This is a genomic window from Bilophila sp. 4_1_30, from assembly GCF_000224655.1.
Taxonomy (GTDB): Bacteria; Desulfobacterota; Desulfovibrionia; order Desulfovibrionales; family Desulfovibrionaceae; genus Bilophila; species Bilophila wadsworthia.
Genome location: NZ_JH114232.1, coordinates 31,739 through 46,695, shown reverse-complemented (window position 1 = coordinate 46,695; position 14,957 = coordinate 31,739). Strand labels below are relative to the sequence as shown.

Here is a 14,957-nt window from a genome sequence, read left to right as displayed (position 1 = left end):
CGGCGGAAGGGCAGGGCTACTGCCGGATACGGGGCGCGATGCCCTTTCTCCATTTTTTCCGGAAAGAGAAAAAACGGGGAAGTAGCCGAAAAGGACAAGAAAACCCTTGACGTCCTAGGCTTCTTTGTATAGATATGCGTTTCCCCACTTGATGTGGGTCATCCCTGTGCGGCAGGGAAGGGTGGATGCACTGTCCATCCTGCTATGTCGGCCATCAGGCCGACTTTGACATTTGCAGGCGTCACTGATTGCCGAAAGGATGTCAAGAGCCGTTAGAGCTGTGGGAATCCCTCACGAATCTCCAGCTGTAAAGGTCTTGTTAAGGGGCGAGAGCCCTTAGGTGACCCTGCGGGACTACCTGTCTTATTGGATGTTCATCCAATACAGGCCAGGCTGGCGAAACATGGGTTGACTTCATTGTGGAAATGGAGAGCAGTCGGAGTGACGCCGGAATGGCCATCCCTCCTCGTCCCAATCTCCCGCGTACATAATTGAAGTCTGCACGTAACCAAAAGGTTCGTGGCGACCCCCGTAGCTGCCGTCTGGTCTTTGCCAGGGTTGGCCGAAGCGTTCACGTACATACGCTTTGGAACCGGCCTTTTCGAAGGTCGGCTGCTGTGTGGAGGTTCGGTTCGTTTCGTTGCTCTTTATGAACGATACCGGACAATTGTTGCCAGATAACGGAGTAGACGCAATGACGACAGTGAGCAGTGATCGTATCCGCATCAAGCTCAAGGCTTACGATTACCGCATCCTTGACAAGGCTGTGGCGGAAATCGTCGATACGGCTCGGAATACGGGCGCGGGCGTGGCAGGGCCAATTCCTCTGCCCACCAATATCAATAAATTCACCGTGAACCGCTCTGTGCATGTGGACAAGAAGTCCCGTGAACAGTTTGAAATGCGGATCCACAAGCGGCTTATGGACATCCTGGAACCCACGCAGCAGACCGTGGACGCCCTCGGCAAGCTCAGCCTGCCTGCGGGTGTGGATGTGGAAATCAAGCTTTAGCGAGGAATGTCATGGCTGAGAAAATGGGAATTCTGGGTCGCAAGCTTGGCATGACCCGCATCTTCGCTGGAGACGGTTCTGCCGTGGCTGTGACGGTTGTTCAGGCTGGTCCTTGCCCTGTTACCCAGGTCAAGACCGCTGAAACGGACGGCTACAACGCTCTGCAGATCGCCTTCGAAGAAGCCAAGGAAAAGCATGTGACCAAGCCTATGAAGGGTCACTTTGCCAAAGCCGGAACGGCTCTTTACCGCAAGGTTCGCGAAATCCGCCTCGACGGTCCGGCCGCTTACGAAGTGGGCGCCGTGCTGACCGCGGACGTGTTCGCCGCCGGCGACAAGATTAAAGTAACTGGTACGAGCCTCGGTAAGGGGTACCAGGGCGTCATGCGCCGCTGGAACTTCAAGGGCTCCAAGGACACGCACGGTTGTGAAAAGGTGCATCGTTCCGGTGGTTCCATCGGTAACAACACCTTCCCCGGTCACGTGTTCAAGGGCAGGAAGATGGCGGGCCACTGGGGTGCCGAACAGGTAACCGTGCAGGGCCTTGAAATTGTGGACGTGCGGACGGAAGACAACGTCATCCTTATCCGCGGTTCCGTGCCCGGGCCCAAGAACGGTCTCGTTCTGGTGCGCAAGCAGTAGGTAGGGAGAGAAACAATGGCTGTCGTGAAAGTATACGATCAGGACAAGACGGAACAGGGCGAACTGACCCTGACTCCCGAAGTGTTCGAGGTCGCTGTGAGGCCGGAGATTCTCCACCTCGTGGTGCGGGCTCAGCTCGCTGCCAAACGGGCGGGCACTCACTCGACCAAGACCCGGGCGATGGTTTCCGGCGGCGGCGTGAAGCCGTGGCGCCAGAAGGGCACCGGCCGCGCTCGCGCCGGTTCCAACCGTTCCCCCGTGTGGCGTGGCGGCGCGATCCTCTTCGGACCCCAGCCCCGCAAATACGATTTTAAGGTGAACAAGAAGATCCGCAAGCTGGCCCTGCGCATGGCGCTTTCTTCGCGCCTCGCCGGTGACAACCTGCTCGTGGTCAAGGGCTTTGACCTGCCCGAAGCGAAGACCAAGGTGTTCGCCAAGATCGCAGGCAATCTGGGCCTTTCCAAGGCTCTCATCATCGCTCCCGAAGAATCGCGCAATCTTGTGCTTTCTTCCCGGAACCTGCCCGGCATCACCCTGACCACCCCGGATCAGCTCAGTGTGTATGAGATCCTGAAGCACAAGCAGCTCGTGCTTCTGGAAGGCGCCGTGGAACCCGTTGAAACGCGGCTGAAATAAGAGGTTGGCCATGGATCATACGCAGATTCTCTTGCGGCCCGTGGTGACCGAAAAAGCGACCTTCCTGCGCGATGGCGCGAATCAGGTTGCTTTCTTCGTCCACCCCGACGCCAACAAGATTGAGATCAAGAAGGCCGTGGAAACCGCCTTCAATGTGAAAGTGACTGACGTGAACGTGGTTACCCGTAAGCCCACGGAACGCGTGCGGAACCGCAAGGTGAGCCGCGTCCCCGGATGGCGCAAGGCCTATGTGACCCTCGCGTCCGGTGAAAAGATCGAGTTCTTTGAGGGAGTGTAAACATGGCTGTGCGCAAGCTGAAACCCACCTCGGCGGGCCGTCGCTTCCAGACGGTTTCCGACTTTGAGGAAATCACCAGAACCACGCCTGAGAAATCCCTTACGGAAGGTCTCACCAAAAAGGCTGGTCGTAACAACCATGGTCGTGTCACCAGCCGCCGTCGCGGCGGTGGCGTGAAGCGCCTGTATCGTATCATCGACTTCAAGCGCAACAAGCTCGATATCCCGGCCACTGTCGCCCATATCGAGTACGACCCGAACCGTACCGCCCGCATCGCGCTGCTGCACTATGCCGACGGTGAAAAACGCTATATCCTTGCACCTTTGGGCGTGAAGCAGGGCGACGTGATCGTGTCCGGCGAAAAGGCCGACATCAAGCCCGGCAACGCGCTTCCCATGGCCCGCATTCCTGTGGGTACGGTGCTGCACAATATCGAACTGAACCCCGGTCGCGGCGGTCAGTTCTGCCGCGCCGCTGGCACCTATGCCCAGCTCGTGGCCAAGGAAGGCAAGTACGCCCTGCTGCGTATGCCCTCCGGTGAAGTCCGCAAGGTGCTGGCTACCTGCCTCGCCACCATCGGCCAGGTCGGCAACATCCAGCATGAGAACATCTCCCTGGGCAAGGCTGGCCGTAATCGCTGGCTCGGTCGTCGTCCCAAGGTTCGCGGCGTGGCCATGAACCCGGTCGACCATCCGCTCGGCGGTGGTGAAGGCAGAAGCTCCGGCGGCCGTCACCCCGTTTCCCCGTGGGGTATGCCCACCAAGGGCTATAAGACCCGCGATAAGAAGAAGCCCTCGTCGCGTCTCATCGTTAAGCGCCGCGGCCAGAAGTAGGAGCTGTTATGCCCAGATCACTGAAAAAAGGTCCCTTCGTGGACGACCATCTGATGAAAAAGGTGGAAACGGCCGTCGAAACCAACGACCGCCGTGTGGTGAAGACCTGGTCGCGCCGGTCCACCGTCCTGCCCGAAATGGTGGGAATCACCTTTGCCGTGCACAACGGCAAGAAGTTCCTGCCCGTTTTCGTCACCGAAAACATGGTGGGACACAAGCTTGGGGAATTCGCGCCGACGCGCACCTTCCACGGCCATGCCGCCGACAAGAAGACCAAGGCCAAGAAATAACGGGTGCCAATCATGGAATCGAAAGCTACTGCCAAATTCGTGCGCGTTTCTCCGCGCAAGACCAGGCTGGTCGCCCGCAACGTGAAGGGTATGCCTGTTGAGGCTGCCATGAACCTGCTGCGCTTCACGCCTAATAAGCCCGCCGGCGTCATTCTCGGTGTGGTCCGTTCGGCTCTCGCCAACGCGGAACACAACGCCAGCATGGACGTGGATGCTCTGGTCGTTAAGGAAATTCTGGTGAACGAAGGTCCTACCTGGAAGCGGTTCATGCCGCGCGCCCAGGGCCGCGCCACCAACATCCACAAGCGTACCAGTCACATTACCGTGATACTCGCAGAAGGGCAGGAATAAGTCATGGGTCAGAAAGTTCATCCGTACGGATTCCGGCTTGGGTATAACAAGAACTGGCAGTCCCGCTGGTTCAGCAAGAAAGACTACCCTGCCTTTGTGTATGAAGACCACGAAGTCCGCAAGTATGTGAAGAAGCTCCTCTACAGCGCCGGTATCTCCAAGATCGAGATCGAACGCGCCGGGGGCAAGATCCGCCTCATCCTTTCCACCGCCCGCCCCGGTATCGTCATCGGCCGCAAGGGCGTGGAGATTGAAAAGCTTCGCAACGACTTGCGTGCCAAGTTCGGACGCGAGTTCTCTCTTGAAGTGAACGAAATCCGCCGTCCTGAAGTGGATTCCCAGCTGGTGGCCGAAAACATCGCCCAGCAGCTTGAACGCCGCGTCGCGTTCCGTCGCGCCATGAAGCGCACGGTGACGATGGCCCGCAAGTTCGGTGCCGAAGGCATCAAGGTGACCTGCTCCGGTCGTCTCGCCGGTGCGGAAATCGCCCGCACCGAATGGTACCGCGACGGTCGCGTGCCGTTGCAGACCCTGCGTGCCGACATCGATTACGGCTTCGCCGAAGCGCGTACCACGTACGGCATCATCGGCGTCAAGGCGTGGATCTACAAAGGTGAAATCCTTGACAAAGAGGTTGAAAGGTAATGCTCGCTCCCAAAAGAGTTAAATTCCGCAAGTGGCAGAAAGGCCGCCTGCGTGGTCCCGCTCTCCGCGGTGCCACCATCGCCTTCGGCGATATCGGTTTGAAGACTGTGGAGCACGGAAAGCTGACCAACCAGCAGATTGAAGCCGCCCGTATCGCCATGATGCGCCACATCAAGCGCGGCGGGAAAGTGTGGATCCGCGTGTTCCCCGACCATCCGGTCACCGCGAAGCCTCTCGAAACCCGTCAGGGTTCCGGTAAGGGCGCCCCGGTGGGTTGGTGCGCTCCGGTCAAGCCCGGCCGCATCCTGTACGAAATCAAGGGTGTCAGCCTCGAGCTGGCCAAGGAAGCCCTCACCCGCGCCGCGCACAAGCTGCCGGTCAAGACAGTGATTGTGGTGAGAGAGGGTCTGTAGTATGAAAGCAAAAGAACTGAAAGAACTCGGCGTGGAAGAGCTCAAGGCCAAACTCGCCGAACAGCGGCAGGAACTTTTTAATCTGCGCTTCCAACATACGACCGCTCAGCTGGAAAAGACTTCGTCCATTCCCGCCGCCCGGAAGAACATCGCGCGGATTCTGACCGTCCTGAAGGAAAAGGAATAGCACCATGTCTCAAGCCATGGAAAACCGCAAGGGCCGCATGCTTATCGGTACCGTGGTCAGCGACAAGAACGACAAGACCATCGTCGTTCGCGTTGAGACCCTGGTGAAGCATCCGCTCCTGAAGAAGTTCGTGCGTCGCCGCAAGAAGTTTACCGCTCATGATCCCATGAACGAATGCGGCATCGGTGATAAAGTGAAAATCGTGGAATTCCGTCCCATGAGCCGCAACAAGCGCTGGCACCTGGTGACTATCCTCGAAAAGGCCGTGTAGGAGTTACGTCATGATCCAGGTTGAATCCACGCTTCAGGTTGCCGATAACTCCGGCGCCAAGAAAGTGGCCTGCATCAAGGTGCTGGGCGGCTCTCATCGGCGTTACGCCACCGTGGGCGATATCATCATGGTTGCCGTCAAGGAAGCCATCCCCCACAGCAAGGTGAAGAAGGGCGACGTGATGCAGGCCGTAATCGTGCGCACCGCGAAAGAAGTGCGCCGCGTTGACGGTTCCTACATCAAGTTTGACTCCAATGCCGCCGTGCTGCTTTCCAAGCAGGGCGAACCCGTGGGTACCCGTATCTTCGGACCCGTGGCCCGTGAACTGCGTGCCAAGAACTTCATGAAGATCGTGTCCCTCGCGCCTGAGGTTCTGTAGGAGTCATTGTCATGAAACAGTTTCGTATCCGCAAGGATGACAAAGTGATGGTCATCGCTGGCAAGGATCAGGGCAAGATCGGCAAGGTCTTGAAGGTCCTTCACAAGCATGACTCTGTTGTGGTGGAAAAGGTCAATGTGGCCAAGCGCCACGTGAAGCCCAACCCCTATCGGCGCGAGCCCGGCGGGATCGTGGATAAGGAAATGCCCATCCACGTCTCCAACCTCATGGTCGTGTGCCCCGCCTGCGCCGCTCCCACCCGCGTGGGCTACCGCTACGCGGAGGACGGCAAGAAAATCCGCTTCTGCAAGAAGTGCAACGAAACGCTGTAGGTGAACCACCATGACCCGTCTTGAAAACGTTTACCGCGAGAAAGTGGTCCCGGTATTGCAGAAGGAGTTTGCGTACAGCTCTCCCATGCAGATTCCCGGGATTGTCAAAATTTCGCTGAACATCGGCCTCGGTTCTGCCAGCCAGAACAACAAGCTGATGGAAGAGGCCATGAACGAACTGTCCGTCATTGCCGGACAGAAGGCCGTGATGACCCGCGCCAAGAAGTCCATCGCCGCGTTCAAGCTGCGTGAAGGCATGCCCATCGGTTGCCGCGTGACGCTCCGCAAGGAACGCATGTGGGACTTCCTGGACAAGCTCATGAACTTCGCTCTGCCCCGCGTGCGCGACTTCCGCGGCATCCCGGATCGTGGCTTCGACGGCCGTGGCAACTTCACCCTCGGGATCAAGGAACATGCGATCTTCCCTGAAATGGAAGCCGACCGCATCGAAAACCCGAAGGGCATGAATATTACCATCGTGACCACCGCCACCACGGACAAGGAAGGCAAGTTCCTGCTCGAGCAGCTGGGCATGCCTTTCAGAAAGTAAGGAGTTAGGATAGTGTCGCGTACTTCTCTTGAAGTAAAGGCCGCCCGGAAACCCAAGTTTTCCAGCCGCGCCTACAACCGCTGCCCCATCTGCGGCAGACCCCACGCTTACATGCGTAAGTTTGGACTGTGCCGTATCTGCTTCCGCAATATGGCCCTCCGCGGGGATCTTCCCGGCGTTCGCAAGTCCAGCTGGTAACCGTGAAAGGGTATAAGGAGACCATTCGATGATGACTGATCCTATTGCAGATATGCTGACGCGTATCCGCAACGCGCACTTGGCCCTGCACAAGGAAGTGAGTGTGCCGAGCTCGAAGATGAAGGAAGCCATTGCTGCCATCCTCAAGCAGGAAGGGTACGTCGATGACGTAACCGTGGAAGACCGCAACATCAACATCCAGTTGAAGTACTTCAAGGGCAAACCCGCCATTGAAGGTCTGAAGCGGATGAGCAAGCCCGGCCGCCGGGTGTATGTGGGCGCCCACGAAATCCCCCGCGTGCAGAACGGCCTCGGCATCTGCATCCTGTCCACTTCGCACGGGGTGCTCGCTGGCGACAAGGCTCACCAGATGAAGGTGGGCGGCGAACTTTTGTGTGAAATCTGGTAGGCGGGTGTAGCATGTCGAGAATCGGAAAACTGCCCATCGCCATTCCCTCCGGTGTCGAGGTGAAGGTTGGGGCTGATGTCGTTGAAGTGAAGGGAGCGAAGGCTGCGCTTACCACCCCGGTGTGCGACCTTCTTTCCTATGAAGTGGCCGACGGCCACGTCACGCTGACCCGCAAGGCCGAGACGCGCGAATCCCGCGCTCAGCACGGCCTGCGCCGCACCCTCCTTGCCAACTGCATCGAGGGCGTGACCAAAGGGTTCTCCAAGACCCTCGAAGTCATCGGCGTCGGTTACCGTGTTGCTGTGAAAGGTAATGTGATAGAACTTCAGGTGGGCTTCTCCCACCCTGTTCTCGTGGAACTGCCTGCTGGACTGTCCGCGAAGGTCGAAGGTCAGAAGCTCACCATCATGGGCGCTGACAAGGTCCTCGTGGGCGAAATGGCCGCTCGCATTCGCCGCATCCGCAAGCCTGAACCCTATAAGGGCAAGGGCATCAAGTACGAAACCGAAACCATCCTGCGCAAGGCCGGTAAGTCCGGCGGCAAGGGTAAATAATCGGGGCGCGCTATGAGCACTATGACCAAGAATGAAGCCAGACAGCGCAGAAAGATCCGCATCCGCAAAAAGATTTCCGGTACGGCCGAACGGCCTCGCCTGGTGATCTTCCGCTCCAACCTGCACATGTATGCGCAGGTCGTGGACGACCTCACCGGCGCCACGCTTGCCGCCACCTCCACCCTGGTTCTCTCCAAGGGCGGGGAAAAGGTCAGCTGCAACAAGGCTGGCGCTGAAGCGGTAGGTAAGGAAATTGCCCGTCTGGCCAAGGAGAAGAGCATCGAAAAGGTGGTCTTCGACCGTAACGGATATCTCTACCACGGCAAGATCAAGGCCGTGGCCGATGGCGCCCGCGAAGGCGGCCTCGAGTTCTAACCCGGAGAGGATAGCACTGTCATGGAACAGAATGAACTGGGTTTCATCGAGAAGATCGTCTCCCTGAACCGGGTTGCCAAAGTCGTGAAAGGCGGTCGTCGCTTCAGCTTCAGCGCCCTGATGGTCGTTGGCGATGGTAACGGGAACGTAGGATTCGGCCTCGGCAAGGCTCAGGAAGTCCCTGAAGCCCTGCGCAAGGCCACTGAACATGCTCGCAAGAACATGGTGAAGGTGCCCCTGATCGAAGGGACCCTTCCCTATGAAATCCTTGGCGAGTTCGGCGCTGGTCGCGTCATGCTCAAGCCCGCCTCCCGCGGTACCGGCATCATCGCCGGTGGCGCCGTGCGTGCTGTCATGGAAGCGGCCGGGGTGAACGATGTGCTTGCGAAGGCCATCGGGACCAACAACCCCCACAACGTGCTGCGGGCCACCATGGCCGGCCTCGCTGCCCTGCGCAGCGCGGACGCCGTGAGCGAAATCCGCGGCATGAAACTGGAAGCCCCCAGGAAGTAAGCGCCATGTCTGAAATTACGATCAAACTCGCTAAGAGCCGTATCGGCTGCACGCCCAACCAGAAGAAGACTCTGGACGCGCTCGGGCTGCGCCGCCGCGAAATGGTTAAGACCTTCCCGGATAACCCTGCCGTCCGCGGCATGATCGCCAAGGTGTCCCACCTGGTTGTTGAGGTTACCAAAGCATGAATCTGAACGAACTCTATCCCTTCGCGGAAGATCGCAAGTCCCGCAAGCGCGTGGGCCGTGGTTCCGGTTCCGGCTTGGGATGTACGTCCGGCAAGGGTAACAAGGGTCAGAACGCCCGCGCTGGCGGCGGTGTCCGCCCCGGCTTTGAAGGCGGCCAGATGCCCCTTCAGCGCCGTCTGCCCAAGCGTGGTTTCAAGAACTATCTCTTCAAGGTCGAATACGAAGTGATCAATATCGCTCGCCTCGTGGCCGCCTTTGAAGGCAAGAGCGAAATCTCCCTTGATGACATCTACGATCGCGGCCTCTGCCCCTTCGGCGCTCCGGTGAAAATCCTGGGCGAAGGGGAACTCTCCGCCGCCATCAAGGTGGAAGCGCACAAGTTCAGCCAGTCCGCTGCGGATAAGATCCGCGCCGCTGGCGGTGAAGTCAAAGAACTGGAAGTGGAAGGGTAGGTGACTCGTGGCTCTTGGTGGTGCGGATAACCTTGCCCGTTCGCCTGAACTGCGTACAAAGCTGCTCTGGACGCTGGGCCTTCTCTGCGCGTACCGGATCGGGGTGCATATCCCGGTTCCGGGCGTCGACGGGGGGGCCCTCGCCCACTTCTTTGAAAGCGTGGCAGGCACCCTGTTTGGTCTGTTCGACATGTTTTCCGGCGGCGGCCTGCGGAACGTTTCCGTGTTCGCCCTCGGTATCATGCCGTACATTTCGGCCTCAATCATCCTTCAACTCCTGCAGGTGGTCAGCCCCGAGCTGAAGCGCATGGCCAAGGAAGAGGGTGCGGCAGGTCGCCGTAAAATCACCCAGTACACGCGCTACAGCACGGTTCTTATCACCATCATTCAAGGCTTCGGCATCGCCGTGGGCCTTGAAACCATGTACAGCCCCGGCGGCGTTCCCGTCGTCCTCGAACCGGGCTGGACCTTCCGCATCATGACCATGCTGACCCTGACCGCTGGTACCGTGCTCATCATGTGGCTCGGCGAACAGATTACGGAAAAGGGTATTGGCAACGGTATTTCCCTGATTATCTTTTCAGGTATCGTTGTGGGCATTCCCGGTGCTCTGGTGAAGTCCTTCCAGCTCATCAAGCTGGGCGACATGAGCCTGTTCATCGCTCTTGCCCTCGTGATTTTGATGGTTGCGGTGCTCATTGGCGTCGTCTTCATGGAACGTGCCCAGCGGCGCATTCCCATCCAGTACGCCAAGCGCCAGGTTGGGCGGAAGATGTATGGCGGCCAGTCCACGCACTTGCCGCTGCGCGTGAATACGGCCGGGGTTATCCCGCCCATTTTCGCGTCGAGCTTGTTGCTGTTCCCGGCTACGATGGCGAACTTCGACATCGCGGATTGGCTGAAAACGGCGGCTTCGTGGTTTACGCCTTCTTCCCTTCTGTATAATGTGATCTTCATCGCCCTGATTTTCTTCTTCTGCTTCTTCTATACGGCCATCATCTTCGATCCGAAGGATGTCGCCGAGAACCTGAAGAAGGCTGGCGGTTTCATCCCCGGCATTCGCCCCGGTGAAAAGACGCAGGAATATCTGGACGCTGTCCTTTCTCGCCTGACCCTTTGGGGTGGCGTGTATATCTCGGTTATTTCAGTGCTTCCCATGCTCCTCATTGCGGAGTTCAACGTGCCGTTCTATTTTGGCGGTACGAGTATCCTCATCCTTGTGGGTGTAGCAATGGACTTCATGTCGCAGATCGAGTCCCATCTCATCTCGCGCCAGTATGAAGGGCTGATGGGCAAGACGCGGATTAAGGGGCGGAGCTGATCGTGAAGAAGTACCGCGGCGTTTTCCTCAAAAATGAGAGGGAAATAGGCCTTCTGCGCGAAGCGAATAGAATGGTCGCGATGATTTTGGACGAGTTGGGCAGGCAGGTTCGCCCCGGCCTCCCGACCATGCACTTCGAAGAGATCGTCCAGAGCATGTGTCGCGAATTCAAGGTGAAGCCCGCGTTTCAGGGCATGTACGGTTTTCCGTACGGCCTGTGCTGCTCGGTGAATGAAGTCATCGTGCACGGGTTCCCTTCCGAAGACGTCATCCTCAAAGAAGGCGACATTGTCAGCTTTGACGTGGGGACCGTATATGAAGGGTTCTATGGGGACGCGGCCCGTACCTTCGCCGTGGGGGATGTTTCCCCCGAGGCGGCCCGCTTGTTGCGGGTGACGGAAGAAAGTCTCGCCCTGGCTGTGGCCGAAGCGAGATCCGGTAATGAACTCAACGACATCGCTGGCGCTGTGCAAAAACACGCCGAAGGTGCCGGGTTCCATGTGGTAAGACGGTTTGTTGGGCACGGCATCGGTTCGACGTTGCACGAAAAACCCGAAGTTCCCAACTACGTTGTGACCACGAAACCGGCGTTGCCGCTCAAGACCGGCATGGTGCTGTGTATTGAGCCCATGATCACGGTGGGAACACCGGAAGTGGAGATTCTGGACGACAAGTGGTCGGCGGTGACCCGAGACAGGAGTCTCGCCGCCCATTTTGAGCATTGTGTGGCTATCCTTCCGGGTGGACCCCAGATACTGGACCTTCCTTGAAGAAAACCATGTCGTGCATTGACAGCATGTAAAAAAAGAGCTAAGGCTTCCTGTTCCGGCAGTATTTTTGTGCTGCCGAGGAAACCTGTGGAGAGACTTGTCATGAAAGTCAGGCCATCCGTAAAAAAGATTTGCCCGAAGTGCAAAGTCATCCGGCGTAAGGGCGTACTCAGGGTTATCTGCGAAAATCCCCGGCACAAGCAGCGCCAGGGCTAGCCTTCAGGAGAAAGACTGTGGCCAGAATAGCTGGTGTTGACCTGCCCAGAGGCAAGCGCGCGGACATCGCGTTGACTTACATCTACGGCATCGGCCGTGTAACGGCCTTGAAAATTCTTGACGCTTCGGGCGTCAACTGGACTCGCGGCATTGATGATCTCACCGCTGAAGAACTGAACGAAGTCCGTAAGGAACTCGAACAGAGCTACAAGGTGGAAGGCGACCTGCGCCGCGAAATTTCTATGAACATCAAGCGTCTCATGGACATCGGTTGCTACCGTGGCCTGCGTCACCGCAAGGGCCTGCCCGTTCATGGACAGCGTACCCACACCAACGCCCGTACCCGTAAGGGTCCCCGCCGTGGTGCTGTAGGTAAGAAGAAGTAAAGGAACCTTCCGGCATGACCAGCTTCCGTTTCGGCGGACTGATTGTGCGAAACGTTCACTGATACGACCGGATACGCCCGGTTACGGAAGCAAATCATGGCTAGACCAAAACGCGTTGCCAAGAAAAGAGAAAAGAAGAACGTGCCCCTTGGTGTGGCTCACATCCAGGCCTCGTTCAATAATACTATCATCACTTTTACCGATACTCGCGGAAACACCGTGAGCTGGGCGAGTGCCGGACAGAGCGGGTTCAAGGGTTCCCGTAAGTCCACGCCCTTTGCCGCGCAGGTTGCTGCCGAACAGGCCGCCCGCAAGGCTCAGGACAACGGCATGCGCACTGTGGGTATCTACGTGAAGGGGCCGGGTTCCGGTCGTGAAGCCGCCATGCGCGCGATCAACGCCGCCGGTTTCAAGGTTGCCTTCATTCGTGACGTTACCCCCATTCCCCACAACGGCTGCCGCCCGCCGAAACGGCGTCGCGTCTAGTCGCGCTCACAGGAGGACACCGCCTTGGCCAAATATAATGATGCCAAATGTCGTTTGTGCCGTCGTGAAGGCACGAAGCTCTTGTTGAAGGGCGACCGTTGCTTCACCGACAAGTGCGCCTTTGACCGCCGCCCCTACGCGCCCGGTCAGCATGGCCGCGCCCGTAAAAAACTGAGCGACTACGCCGTCCAGCTGCGTGAAAAGCAGAAGGTGCGTCGCGTTTATGGCGTTCTGGAAAAGCAGTTCCACGGTTACTTCGTCCACGCTGATATGGCGAAGGGCGTGACCGGCGCGAACCTGCTCGCCTTCCTCGAACGCCGTCTGGACAACGTCGTGTACCGCCTCGGCTTCGCCAACTCCCGGACTCAGGCCCGTCAGTTGGTCCGCCACGGCGTCTTTACGCTGAACGGTCATAAGGTCACCATCCCTTCCCTTCAGGTGAAGGTTGGCGACAGCGTTGAAGTTCCCGAAAAGAGCAGAACCATCCCTGTTCTCGCCGAAGCTCAGGAAGCCGTGGCCCGTCGTGGCTGCCCCTCCTGGCTGGAAGTGGACGCTCCCAACTTCAAGGGTATTGTGAAAGCACTGCCGCAGCGCGACGACATTCAGTTCCCCATCAACGAGCACCTCATCGTCGAGCTCTACTCCAAATAAGCGGGGGCTTACATGCTCTTCAGACAAGGCAACAGGCTTATCAATTCACGCAACTGGGCCAAACTCGTTCGGCCGGAACAGATTGTGTGCGACAGCGATCCCAACGATACCATGTACGGGAAGTTCACCTACGAACCTCTCGAACGCGGTTATGGGGTCACCATCGGCAATGCCTTGCGTCGGGTACTGCTTTCGTCCCTTCAGGGCGCAGCCTTCGTGGCTGTGAAGATCTCCGGCGTGCAGCATGAGTTTACCACCATCCCCGGAGTGCTGGAAGATATTACGGATGTTATCCTGAATATCAAACAGGTTCGCTTGGGTATGACGACTGACGAGCCCCAGCATCTGACGCTTTCCGTGTCGAAGAAAGGCCCGGTGACAGCCGCGGATATCATGACCAACGCCAATGTGGAAGTCTTGAACCCGGAACTGCACATCGCGACCCTCACCGAAGACATGGAGCTCAGCATGGAGTTCGAGGTGCGCATGGGCAAGGGCTATGTGCCCGCTGATATGCACGAAGGTCTTCCGGACACGATCGGGCTTATCAAGCTGGACGCAAGCTTCTCTCCCGTGCGTAAGGTGGCGTATACCGTGGAACAGGCCCGCGTGGGCCAGATGACCAACTACGACAAGCTGATTCTTGAAGTGTGGACCGACGGTTCCGTTCTTCCCGAAGATGCTATCGCGTATAGCGCCAAGATTATTAAGGATCAGATTTCGGTCTTCATCAGCTTTGATGAACGCATCTCCGGCGAAAGTGGAGGGGAAGGCGGCGGCAGCGCCGACATCAACGATAACCTCTTCAAGGGAATCGATGAGCTGGAGCTGTCCGTGCGGGCGACCAACTGTCTGCGCAGCGCCAATATCGCCACTGTCGGCGAACTGGTGCAGCGGCCCGAAGCCGAAATGCTGAAGACGAAGAACTTTGGGAAGAAGTCCCTTGACGAAATCAAGGCCGTGCTCGAAAGCATGGGACTCGATTTCGGCATGAAGATCGACAACTTCGAGAAGAAATATCAGGAATGGAAGAGGAAACAACACCATGAGGCATAGCAATTCCGGCAAAAAGCTCGGCAGAACGCCTTCGCATCGCAAGGCTCTGTTCCGCAACATGGCTTCCGCGATGATCACTTACGGCAAGATCCGCACGACGGAAGTGAAGGCCAAAGAACTGCGCCGGGTGGTGGAACCTCTGATCACCTTGGCCCTTCGCAACGATCTGCACTCCCGCCGTCTGGCCTATGAAACCTTGAACGACCACAAGCTCGTGCAGCGTCTTTTCGACGTGGTCGCTCCCCTGTTCGCCGGCGTTCCCGGCGGCTACACCCGGATCACCAAGATGGCGCTTCCCCGTAAGGGCGACTGCGCTCCCATGGCGATCCTTGAATTCACCCGCCAGCCTGAAGCTGCGGCTGAAAAGAACTAAGTCCGGTTCACATCCGGCCCGCTTCGGCGGAATGATTGACTGATTCTTCCTGTCCGCAGGTAGGAATATGGAAAGGCCGTCTGAAATCCAGACGGCCTTTCGTGGTTTTGGACAAAAAGAAAACTGGGGGAGAAAACTTTCTTCAGAAAGTTTTCTCCCCCAGACCCCCCT

General features: G+C 58.0%; 29 protein-coding genes. All 29 read left to right on the top strand.

The genetic code is table 11. The features are described from left to right. The first annotated feature begins 694 nt into the window (after nucleotides 1-694). The 29 genes from rpsJ (at nucleotide 695) to rplQ (ending at nucleotide 14,786) form a co-directional block, all read left to right on the top strand. Nucleotides 695-1,012, top strand: a complete 318-nt coding sequence (gene rpsJ / locus HMPREF0178_RS06965; protein ID WP_005027826.1) for a 30S ribosomal protein S10 — start codon at nucleotides 695-697, stop codon at nucleotides 1,010-1,012. Nucleotides 1,013-1,023: 11 nt separating this feature from the next. After that, the gene (gene rplC / locus HMPREF0178_RS06960) at nucleotides 1,024-1,653 is read left to right on the top strand and encodes a 50S ribosomal protein L3 (RefSeq protein WP_005027825.1); all 630 of its coding nucleotides are present in this window, start codon (nucleotides 1,024-1,026) and stop codon (nucleotides 1,651-1,653) included. A 15-nt stretch (nucleotides 1,654-1,668) separates the two neighbouring features. Continuing rightward, nucleotides 1,669-2,289, top strand: a complete 621-nt coding sequence (gene rplD, locus HMPREF0178_RS06955) for a 50S ribosomal protein L4 (RefSeq protein ID WP_005027824.1) — start codon at nucleotides 1,669-1,671, stop codon at nucleotides 2,287-2,289. Between the two features lie 10 nt (nucleotides 2,290-2,299). Next, the gene (gene rplW / locus HMPREF0178_RS06950) at nucleotides 2,300-2,587 is read left to right on the top strand and encodes a 50S ribosomal protein L23 (RefSeq protein ID WP_005027822.1); all 288 of its coding nucleotides are present in this window, start codon (nucleotides 2,300-2,302) and stop codon (nucleotides 2,585-2,587) included. A 2-nt stretch (nucleotides 2,588-2,589) separates the two neighbouring features. After that, complete coding sequence (gene rplB / locus HMPREF0178_RS06945) at nucleotides 2,590-3,420, top strand: 50S ribosomal protein L2 (RefSeq protein WP_005027821.1); 831 nt, start codon at nucleotides 2,590-2,592, stop codon at nucleotides 3,418-3,420. An 8-nt stretch (nucleotides 3,421-3,428) separates the two neighbouring features. Next, a complete protein-coding gene (gene rpsS / locus HMPREF0178_RS06940; RefSeq protein ID WP_005027819.1) occupies nucleotides 3,429-3,710 on the top strand; it encodes a 30S ribosomal protein S19 in 282 nt (93 codons plus the stop codon). A gap of 12 nt (nucleotides 3,711-3,722) precedes the next feature. Next, on the top strand, nucleotides 3,723-4,061 hold the full coding sequence (gene rplV / locus HMPREF0178_RS06935; protein ID WP_005027818.1) for a 50S ribosomal protein L22: 339 nt from the start codon (nucleotides 3,723-3,725) through the stop codon (nucleotides 4,059-4,061). A 3-nt stretch (nucleotides 4,062-4,064) separates the two neighbouring features. Further along, nucleotides 4,065-4,706: a 30S ribosomal protein S3 gene (gene rpsC / locus HMPREF0178_RS06930; RefSeq protein ID WP_005027817.1), complete on the top strand. Its 642-nt coding sequence runs from the start codon at nucleotides 4,065-4,067 to the stop codon at nucleotides 4,704-4,706. Then, nucleotides 4,706-5,119: a 50S ribosomal protein L16 gene (rplP, locus tag HMPREF0178_RS06925; RefSeq protein ID WP_005027816.1), complete on the top strand. Its 414-nt coding sequence runs from the start codon at nucleotides 4,706-4,708 to the stop codon at nucleotides 5,117-5,119. Before rpsC ends, rplP begins: the two co-directional genes overlap by 1 nt. 1 nt (nucleotide 5,120) lies before the next feature. Beyond that, nucleotides 5,121-5,306 (top strand): 50S ribosomal protein L29, encoded by a 186-nt coding sequence (gene rpmC, locus HMPREF0178_RS06920; RefSeq protein WP_005027815.1) that lies wholly within the window; start codon nucleotides 5,121-5,123, stop codon nucleotides 5,304-5,306. Nucleotides 5,307-5,310: 4 nt separating this feature from the next. Next, the gene (rpsQ, locus tag HMPREF0178_RS06915) at nucleotides 5,311-5,577 is read left to right on the top strand and encodes a 30S ribosomal protein S17 (RefSeq protein WP_005027813.1); all 267 of its coding nucleotides are present in this window, start codon (nucleotides 5,311-5,313) and stop codon (nucleotides 5,575-5,577) included. A gap of 10 nt (nucleotides 5,578-5,587) precedes the next feature. Then, the gene (gene rplN / locus HMPREF0178_RS06910; protein WP_005027812.1) at nucleotides 5,588-5,956 is read left to right on the top strand and encodes a 50S ribosomal protein L14; all 369 of its coding nucleotides are present in this window, start codon (nucleotides 5,588-5,590) and stop codon (nucleotides 5,954-5,956) included. A gap of 11 nt (nucleotides 5,957-5,967) precedes the next feature. Then, nucleotides 5,968-6,288 carry a 50S ribosomal protein L24 gene (gene rplX / locus HMPREF0178_RS06905; protein WP_005027811.1) on the top strand — a complete coding sequence of 107 codons (321 nt, stop codon included), beginning with the start codon at nucleotides 5,968-5,970 and terminating at the stop codon, nucleotides 6,286-6,288. 10 nt (nucleotides 6,289-6,298) lie between these two features. Continuing rightward, nucleotides 6,299-6,838, top strand: coding sequence for a 50S ribosomal protein L5 (gene rplE / locus HMPREF0178_RS06900; protein WP_005027810.1), 540 nt, complete (start codon nucleotides 6,299-6,301; stop codon nucleotides 6,836-6,838). Nucleotides 6,839-6,850: 12 nt separating this feature from the next. After that, complete coding sequence (locus HMPREF0178_RS06895) at nucleotides 6,851-7,036, top strand: type Z 30S ribosomal protein S14 (protein WP_005027809.1); 186 nt, start codon at nucleotides 6,851-6,853, stop codon at nucleotides 7,034-7,036. A gap of 28 nt (nucleotides 7,037-7,064) precedes the next feature. Beyond that, a complete protein-coding gene (gene rpsH / locus HMPREF0178_RS06890) occupies nucleotides 7,065-7,445 on the top strand; it encodes a 30S ribosomal protein S8 (protein ID WP_005027808.1) in 381 nt (126 codons plus the stop codon). An 11-nt stretch (nucleotides 7,446-7,456) separates the two neighbouring features. Next, on the top strand, nucleotides 7,457-7,999 hold the full coding sequence (rplF, locus tag HMPREF0178_RS06885) for a 50S ribosomal protein L6 (protein ID WP_009368088.1): 543 nt from the start codon (nucleotides 7,457-7,459) through the stop codon (nucleotides 7,997-7,999). A gap of 12 nt (nucleotides 8,000-8,011) precedes the next feature. Next, nucleotides 8,012-8,374 carry a 50S ribosomal protein L18 gene (gene rplR, locus HMPREF0178_RS06880; RefSeq protein ID WP_029435863.1) on the top strand — a complete coding sequence of 121 codons (363 nt, stop codon included), beginning with the start codon at nucleotides 8,012-8,014 and terminating at the stop codon, nucleotides 8,372-8,374. A 21-nt stretch (nucleotides 8,375-8,395) separates the two neighbouring features. Next, nucleotides 8,396-8,887, top strand: a complete 492-nt coding sequence (rpsE, locus tag HMPREF0178_RS06875) for a 30S ribosomal protein S5 (protein ID WP_005027805.1) — start codon at nucleotides 8,396-8,398, stop codon at nucleotides 8,885-8,887. A gap of 5 nt (nucleotides 8,888-8,892) precedes the next feature. Then, nucleotides 8,893-9,075, top strand: coding sequence for a 50S ribosomal protein L30 (gene rpmD, locus HMPREF0178_RS06870; protein ID WP_005027804.1), 183 nt, complete (start codon nucleotides 8,893-8,895; stop codon nucleotides 9,073-9,075). Further along, nucleotides 9,072-9,527 (top strand): 50S ribosomal protein L15, encoded by a 456-nt coding sequence (gene rplO / locus HMPREF0178_RS06865; RefSeq protein WP_005027803.1) that lies wholly within the window; start codon nucleotides 9,072-9,074, stop codon nucleotides 9,525-9,527. Before rpmD ends, rplO begins: the two co-directional genes overlap by 4 nt. A 7-nt stretch (nucleotides 9,528-9,534) precedes the next feature. Beyond that, entirely contained in the window at nucleotides 9,535-10,848 is a 1,314-nt protein-coding gene (secY, locus tag HMPREF0178_RS06860; RefSeq protein WP_009368087.1) for a preprotein translocase subunit SecY, read from the top strand. A 2-nt stretch (nucleotides 10,849-10,850) separates the two neighbouring features. After that, on the top strand, nucleotides 10,851-11,618 hold the full coding sequence (map, locus tag HMPREF0178_RS06855; protein ID WP_009368086.1) for a type I methionyl aminopeptidase: 768 nt from the start codon (nucleotides 10,851-10,853) through the stop codon (nucleotides 11,616-11,618). 102 nt (nucleotides 11,619-11,720) lie between these two features. Further along, nucleotides 11,721-11,834, top strand: a complete 114-nt coding sequence (gene rpmJ / locus HMPREF0178_RS20915) for a 50S ribosomal protein L36 (RefSeq protein WP_005027799.1) — start codon at nucleotides 11,721-11,723, stop codon at nucleotides 11,832-11,834. A 17-nt stretch (nucleotides 11,835-11,851) separates the two neighbouring features. Beyond that, nucleotides 11,852-12,220, top strand: a complete 369-nt coding sequence (rpsM, locus tag HMPREF0178_RS06850) for a 30S ribosomal protein S13 (protein WP_005027796.1) — start codon at nucleotides 11,852-11,854, stop codon at nucleotides 12,218-12,220. A gap of 96 nt (nucleotides 12,221-12,316) precedes the next feature. Further along, nucleotides 12,317-12,706: a 30S ribosomal protein S11 gene (gene rpsK, locus HMPREF0178_RS06845; RefSeq protein ID WP_005027795.1), complete on the top strand. Its 390-nt coding sequence runs from the start codon at nucleotides 12,317-12,319 to the stop codon at nucleotides 12,704-12,706. A gap of 24 nt (nucleotides 12,707-12,730) precedes the next feature. Continuing rightward, nucleotides 12,731-13,357, top strand: a complete 627-nt coding sequence (gene rpsD, locus HMPREF0178_RS06840) for a 30S ribosomal protein S4 (RefSeq protein ID WP_005027794.1) — start codon at nucleotides 12,731-12,733, stop codon at nucleotides 13,355-13,357. 12 nt (nucleotides 13,358-13,369) lie between these two features. After that, complete coding sequence (locus HMPREF0178_RS06835) at nucleotides 13,370-14,413, top strand: DNA-directed RNA polymerase subunit alpha (RefSeq protein WP_005027793.1); 1,044 nt, start codon at nucleotides 13,370-13,372, stop codon at nucleotides 14,411-14,413. After that, nucleotides 14,403-14,786 carry a 50S ribosomal protein L17 gene (rplQ, locus tag HMPREF0178_RS06830; protein ID WP_005027792.1) on the top strand — a complete coding sequence of 128 codons (384 nt, stop codon included), beginning with the start codon at nucleotides 14,403-14,405 and terminating at the stop codon, nucleotides 14,784-14,786. The genes HMPREF0178_RS06835 and rplQ overlap by 11 nt, the downstream gene beginning before the upstream one ends. Nucleotides 14,787-14,957 lie beyond the last annotated feature (171 nt).

Coding starts and splice junctions, on each gene's coding strand:
- rpsJ (WP_005027826.1), top strand. CDS start 695: ATGACGACAGTGAGCAGTGATCGTATCCGCATCAAGCTCAAGGCTTAC.
- rplC (WP_005027825.1), top strand. CDS start 1,024: ATGGCTGAGAAAATGGGAATTCTGGGTCGCAAGCTTGGCATGACCCGC.
- rplD (WP_005027824.1), top strand. CDS start 1,669: ATGGCTGTCGTGAAAGTATACGATCAGGACAAGACGGAACAGGGCGAA.
- rplW (WP_005027822.1), top strand. CDS start 2,300: ATGGATCATACGCAGATTCTCTTGCGGCCCGTGGTGACCGAAAAAGCG.
- rplB (WP_005027821.1), top strand. CDS start 2,590: ATGGCTGTGCGCAAGCTGAAACCCACCTCGGCGGGCCGTCGCTTCCAG.
- rpsS (WP_005027819.1), top strand. CDS start 3,429: ATGCCCAGATCACTGAAAAAAGGTCCCTTCGTGGACGACCATCTGATG.
- rplV (WP_005027818.1), top strand. CDS start 3,723: ATGGAATCGAAAGCTACTGCCAAATTCGTGCGCGTTTCTCCGCGCAAG.
- rpsC (WP_005027817.1), top strand. CDS start 4,065: ATGGGTCAGAAAGTTCATCCGTACGGATTCCGGCTTGGGTATAACAAG.
- rplP (WP_005027816.1), top strand. CDS start 4,706: ATGCTCGCTCCCAAAAGAGTTAAATTCCGCAAGTGGCAGAAAGGCCGC.
- rpmC (WP_005027815.1), top strand. CDS start 5,121: ATGAAAGCAAAAGAACTGAAAGAACTCGGCGTGGAAGAGCTCAAGGCC.
- rpsQ (WP_005027813.1), top strand. CDS start 5,311: ATGTCTCAAGCCATGGAAAACCGCAAGGGCCGCATGCTTATCGGTACC.
- rplN (WP_005027812.1), top strand. CDS start 5,588: ATGATCCAGGTTGAATCCACGCTTCAGGTTGCCGATAACTCCGGCGCC.
- rplX (WP_005027811.1), top strand. CDS start 5,968: ATGAAACAGTTTCGTATCCGCAAGGATGACAAAGTGATGGTCATCGCT.
- rplE (WP_005027810.1), top strand. CDS start 6,299: ATGACCCGTCTTGAAAACGTTTACCGCGAGAAAGTGGTCCCGGTATTG.
- rpsH (WP_005027808.1), top strand. CDS start 7,065: ATGATGACTGATCCTATTGCAGATATGCTGACGCGTATCCGCAACGCG.
- rplF (WP_009368088.1), top strand. CDS start 7,457: ATGTCGAGAATCGGAAAACTGCCCATCGCCATTCCCTCCGGTGTCGAG.
- rplR (WP_029435863.1), top strand. CDS start 8,012: ATGAGCACTATGACCAAGAATGAAGCCAGACAGCGCAGAAAGATCCGC.
- rpsE (WP_005027805.1), top strand. CDS start 8,396: ATGGAACAGAATGAACTGGGTTTCATCGAGAAGATCGTCTCCCTGAAC.
- rpmD (WP_005027804.1), top strand. CDS start 8,893: ATGTCTGAAATTACGATCAAACTCGCTAAGAGCCGTATCGGCTGCACG.
- rplO (WP_005027803.1), top strand. CDS start 9,072: ATGAATCTGAACGAACTCTATCCCTTCGCGGAAGATCGCAAGTCCCGC.
- rpmJ (WP_005027799.1), top strand. CDS start 11,721: ATGAAAGTCAGGCCATCCGTAAAAAAGATTTGCCCGAAGTGCAAAGTC.
- rpsK (WP_005027795.1), top strand. CDS start 12,317: ATGGCTAGACCAAAACGCGTTGCCAAGAAAAGAGAAAAGAAGAACGTG.
- HMPREF0178_RS06835 (WP_005027793.1), top strand. CDS start 13,370: ATGCTCTTCAGACAAGGCAACAGGCTTATCAATTCACGCAACTGGGCC.
- rplQ (WP_005027792.1), top strand. CDS start 14,403: ATGAGGCATAGCAATTCCGGCAAAAAGCTCGGCAGAACGCCTTCGCAT.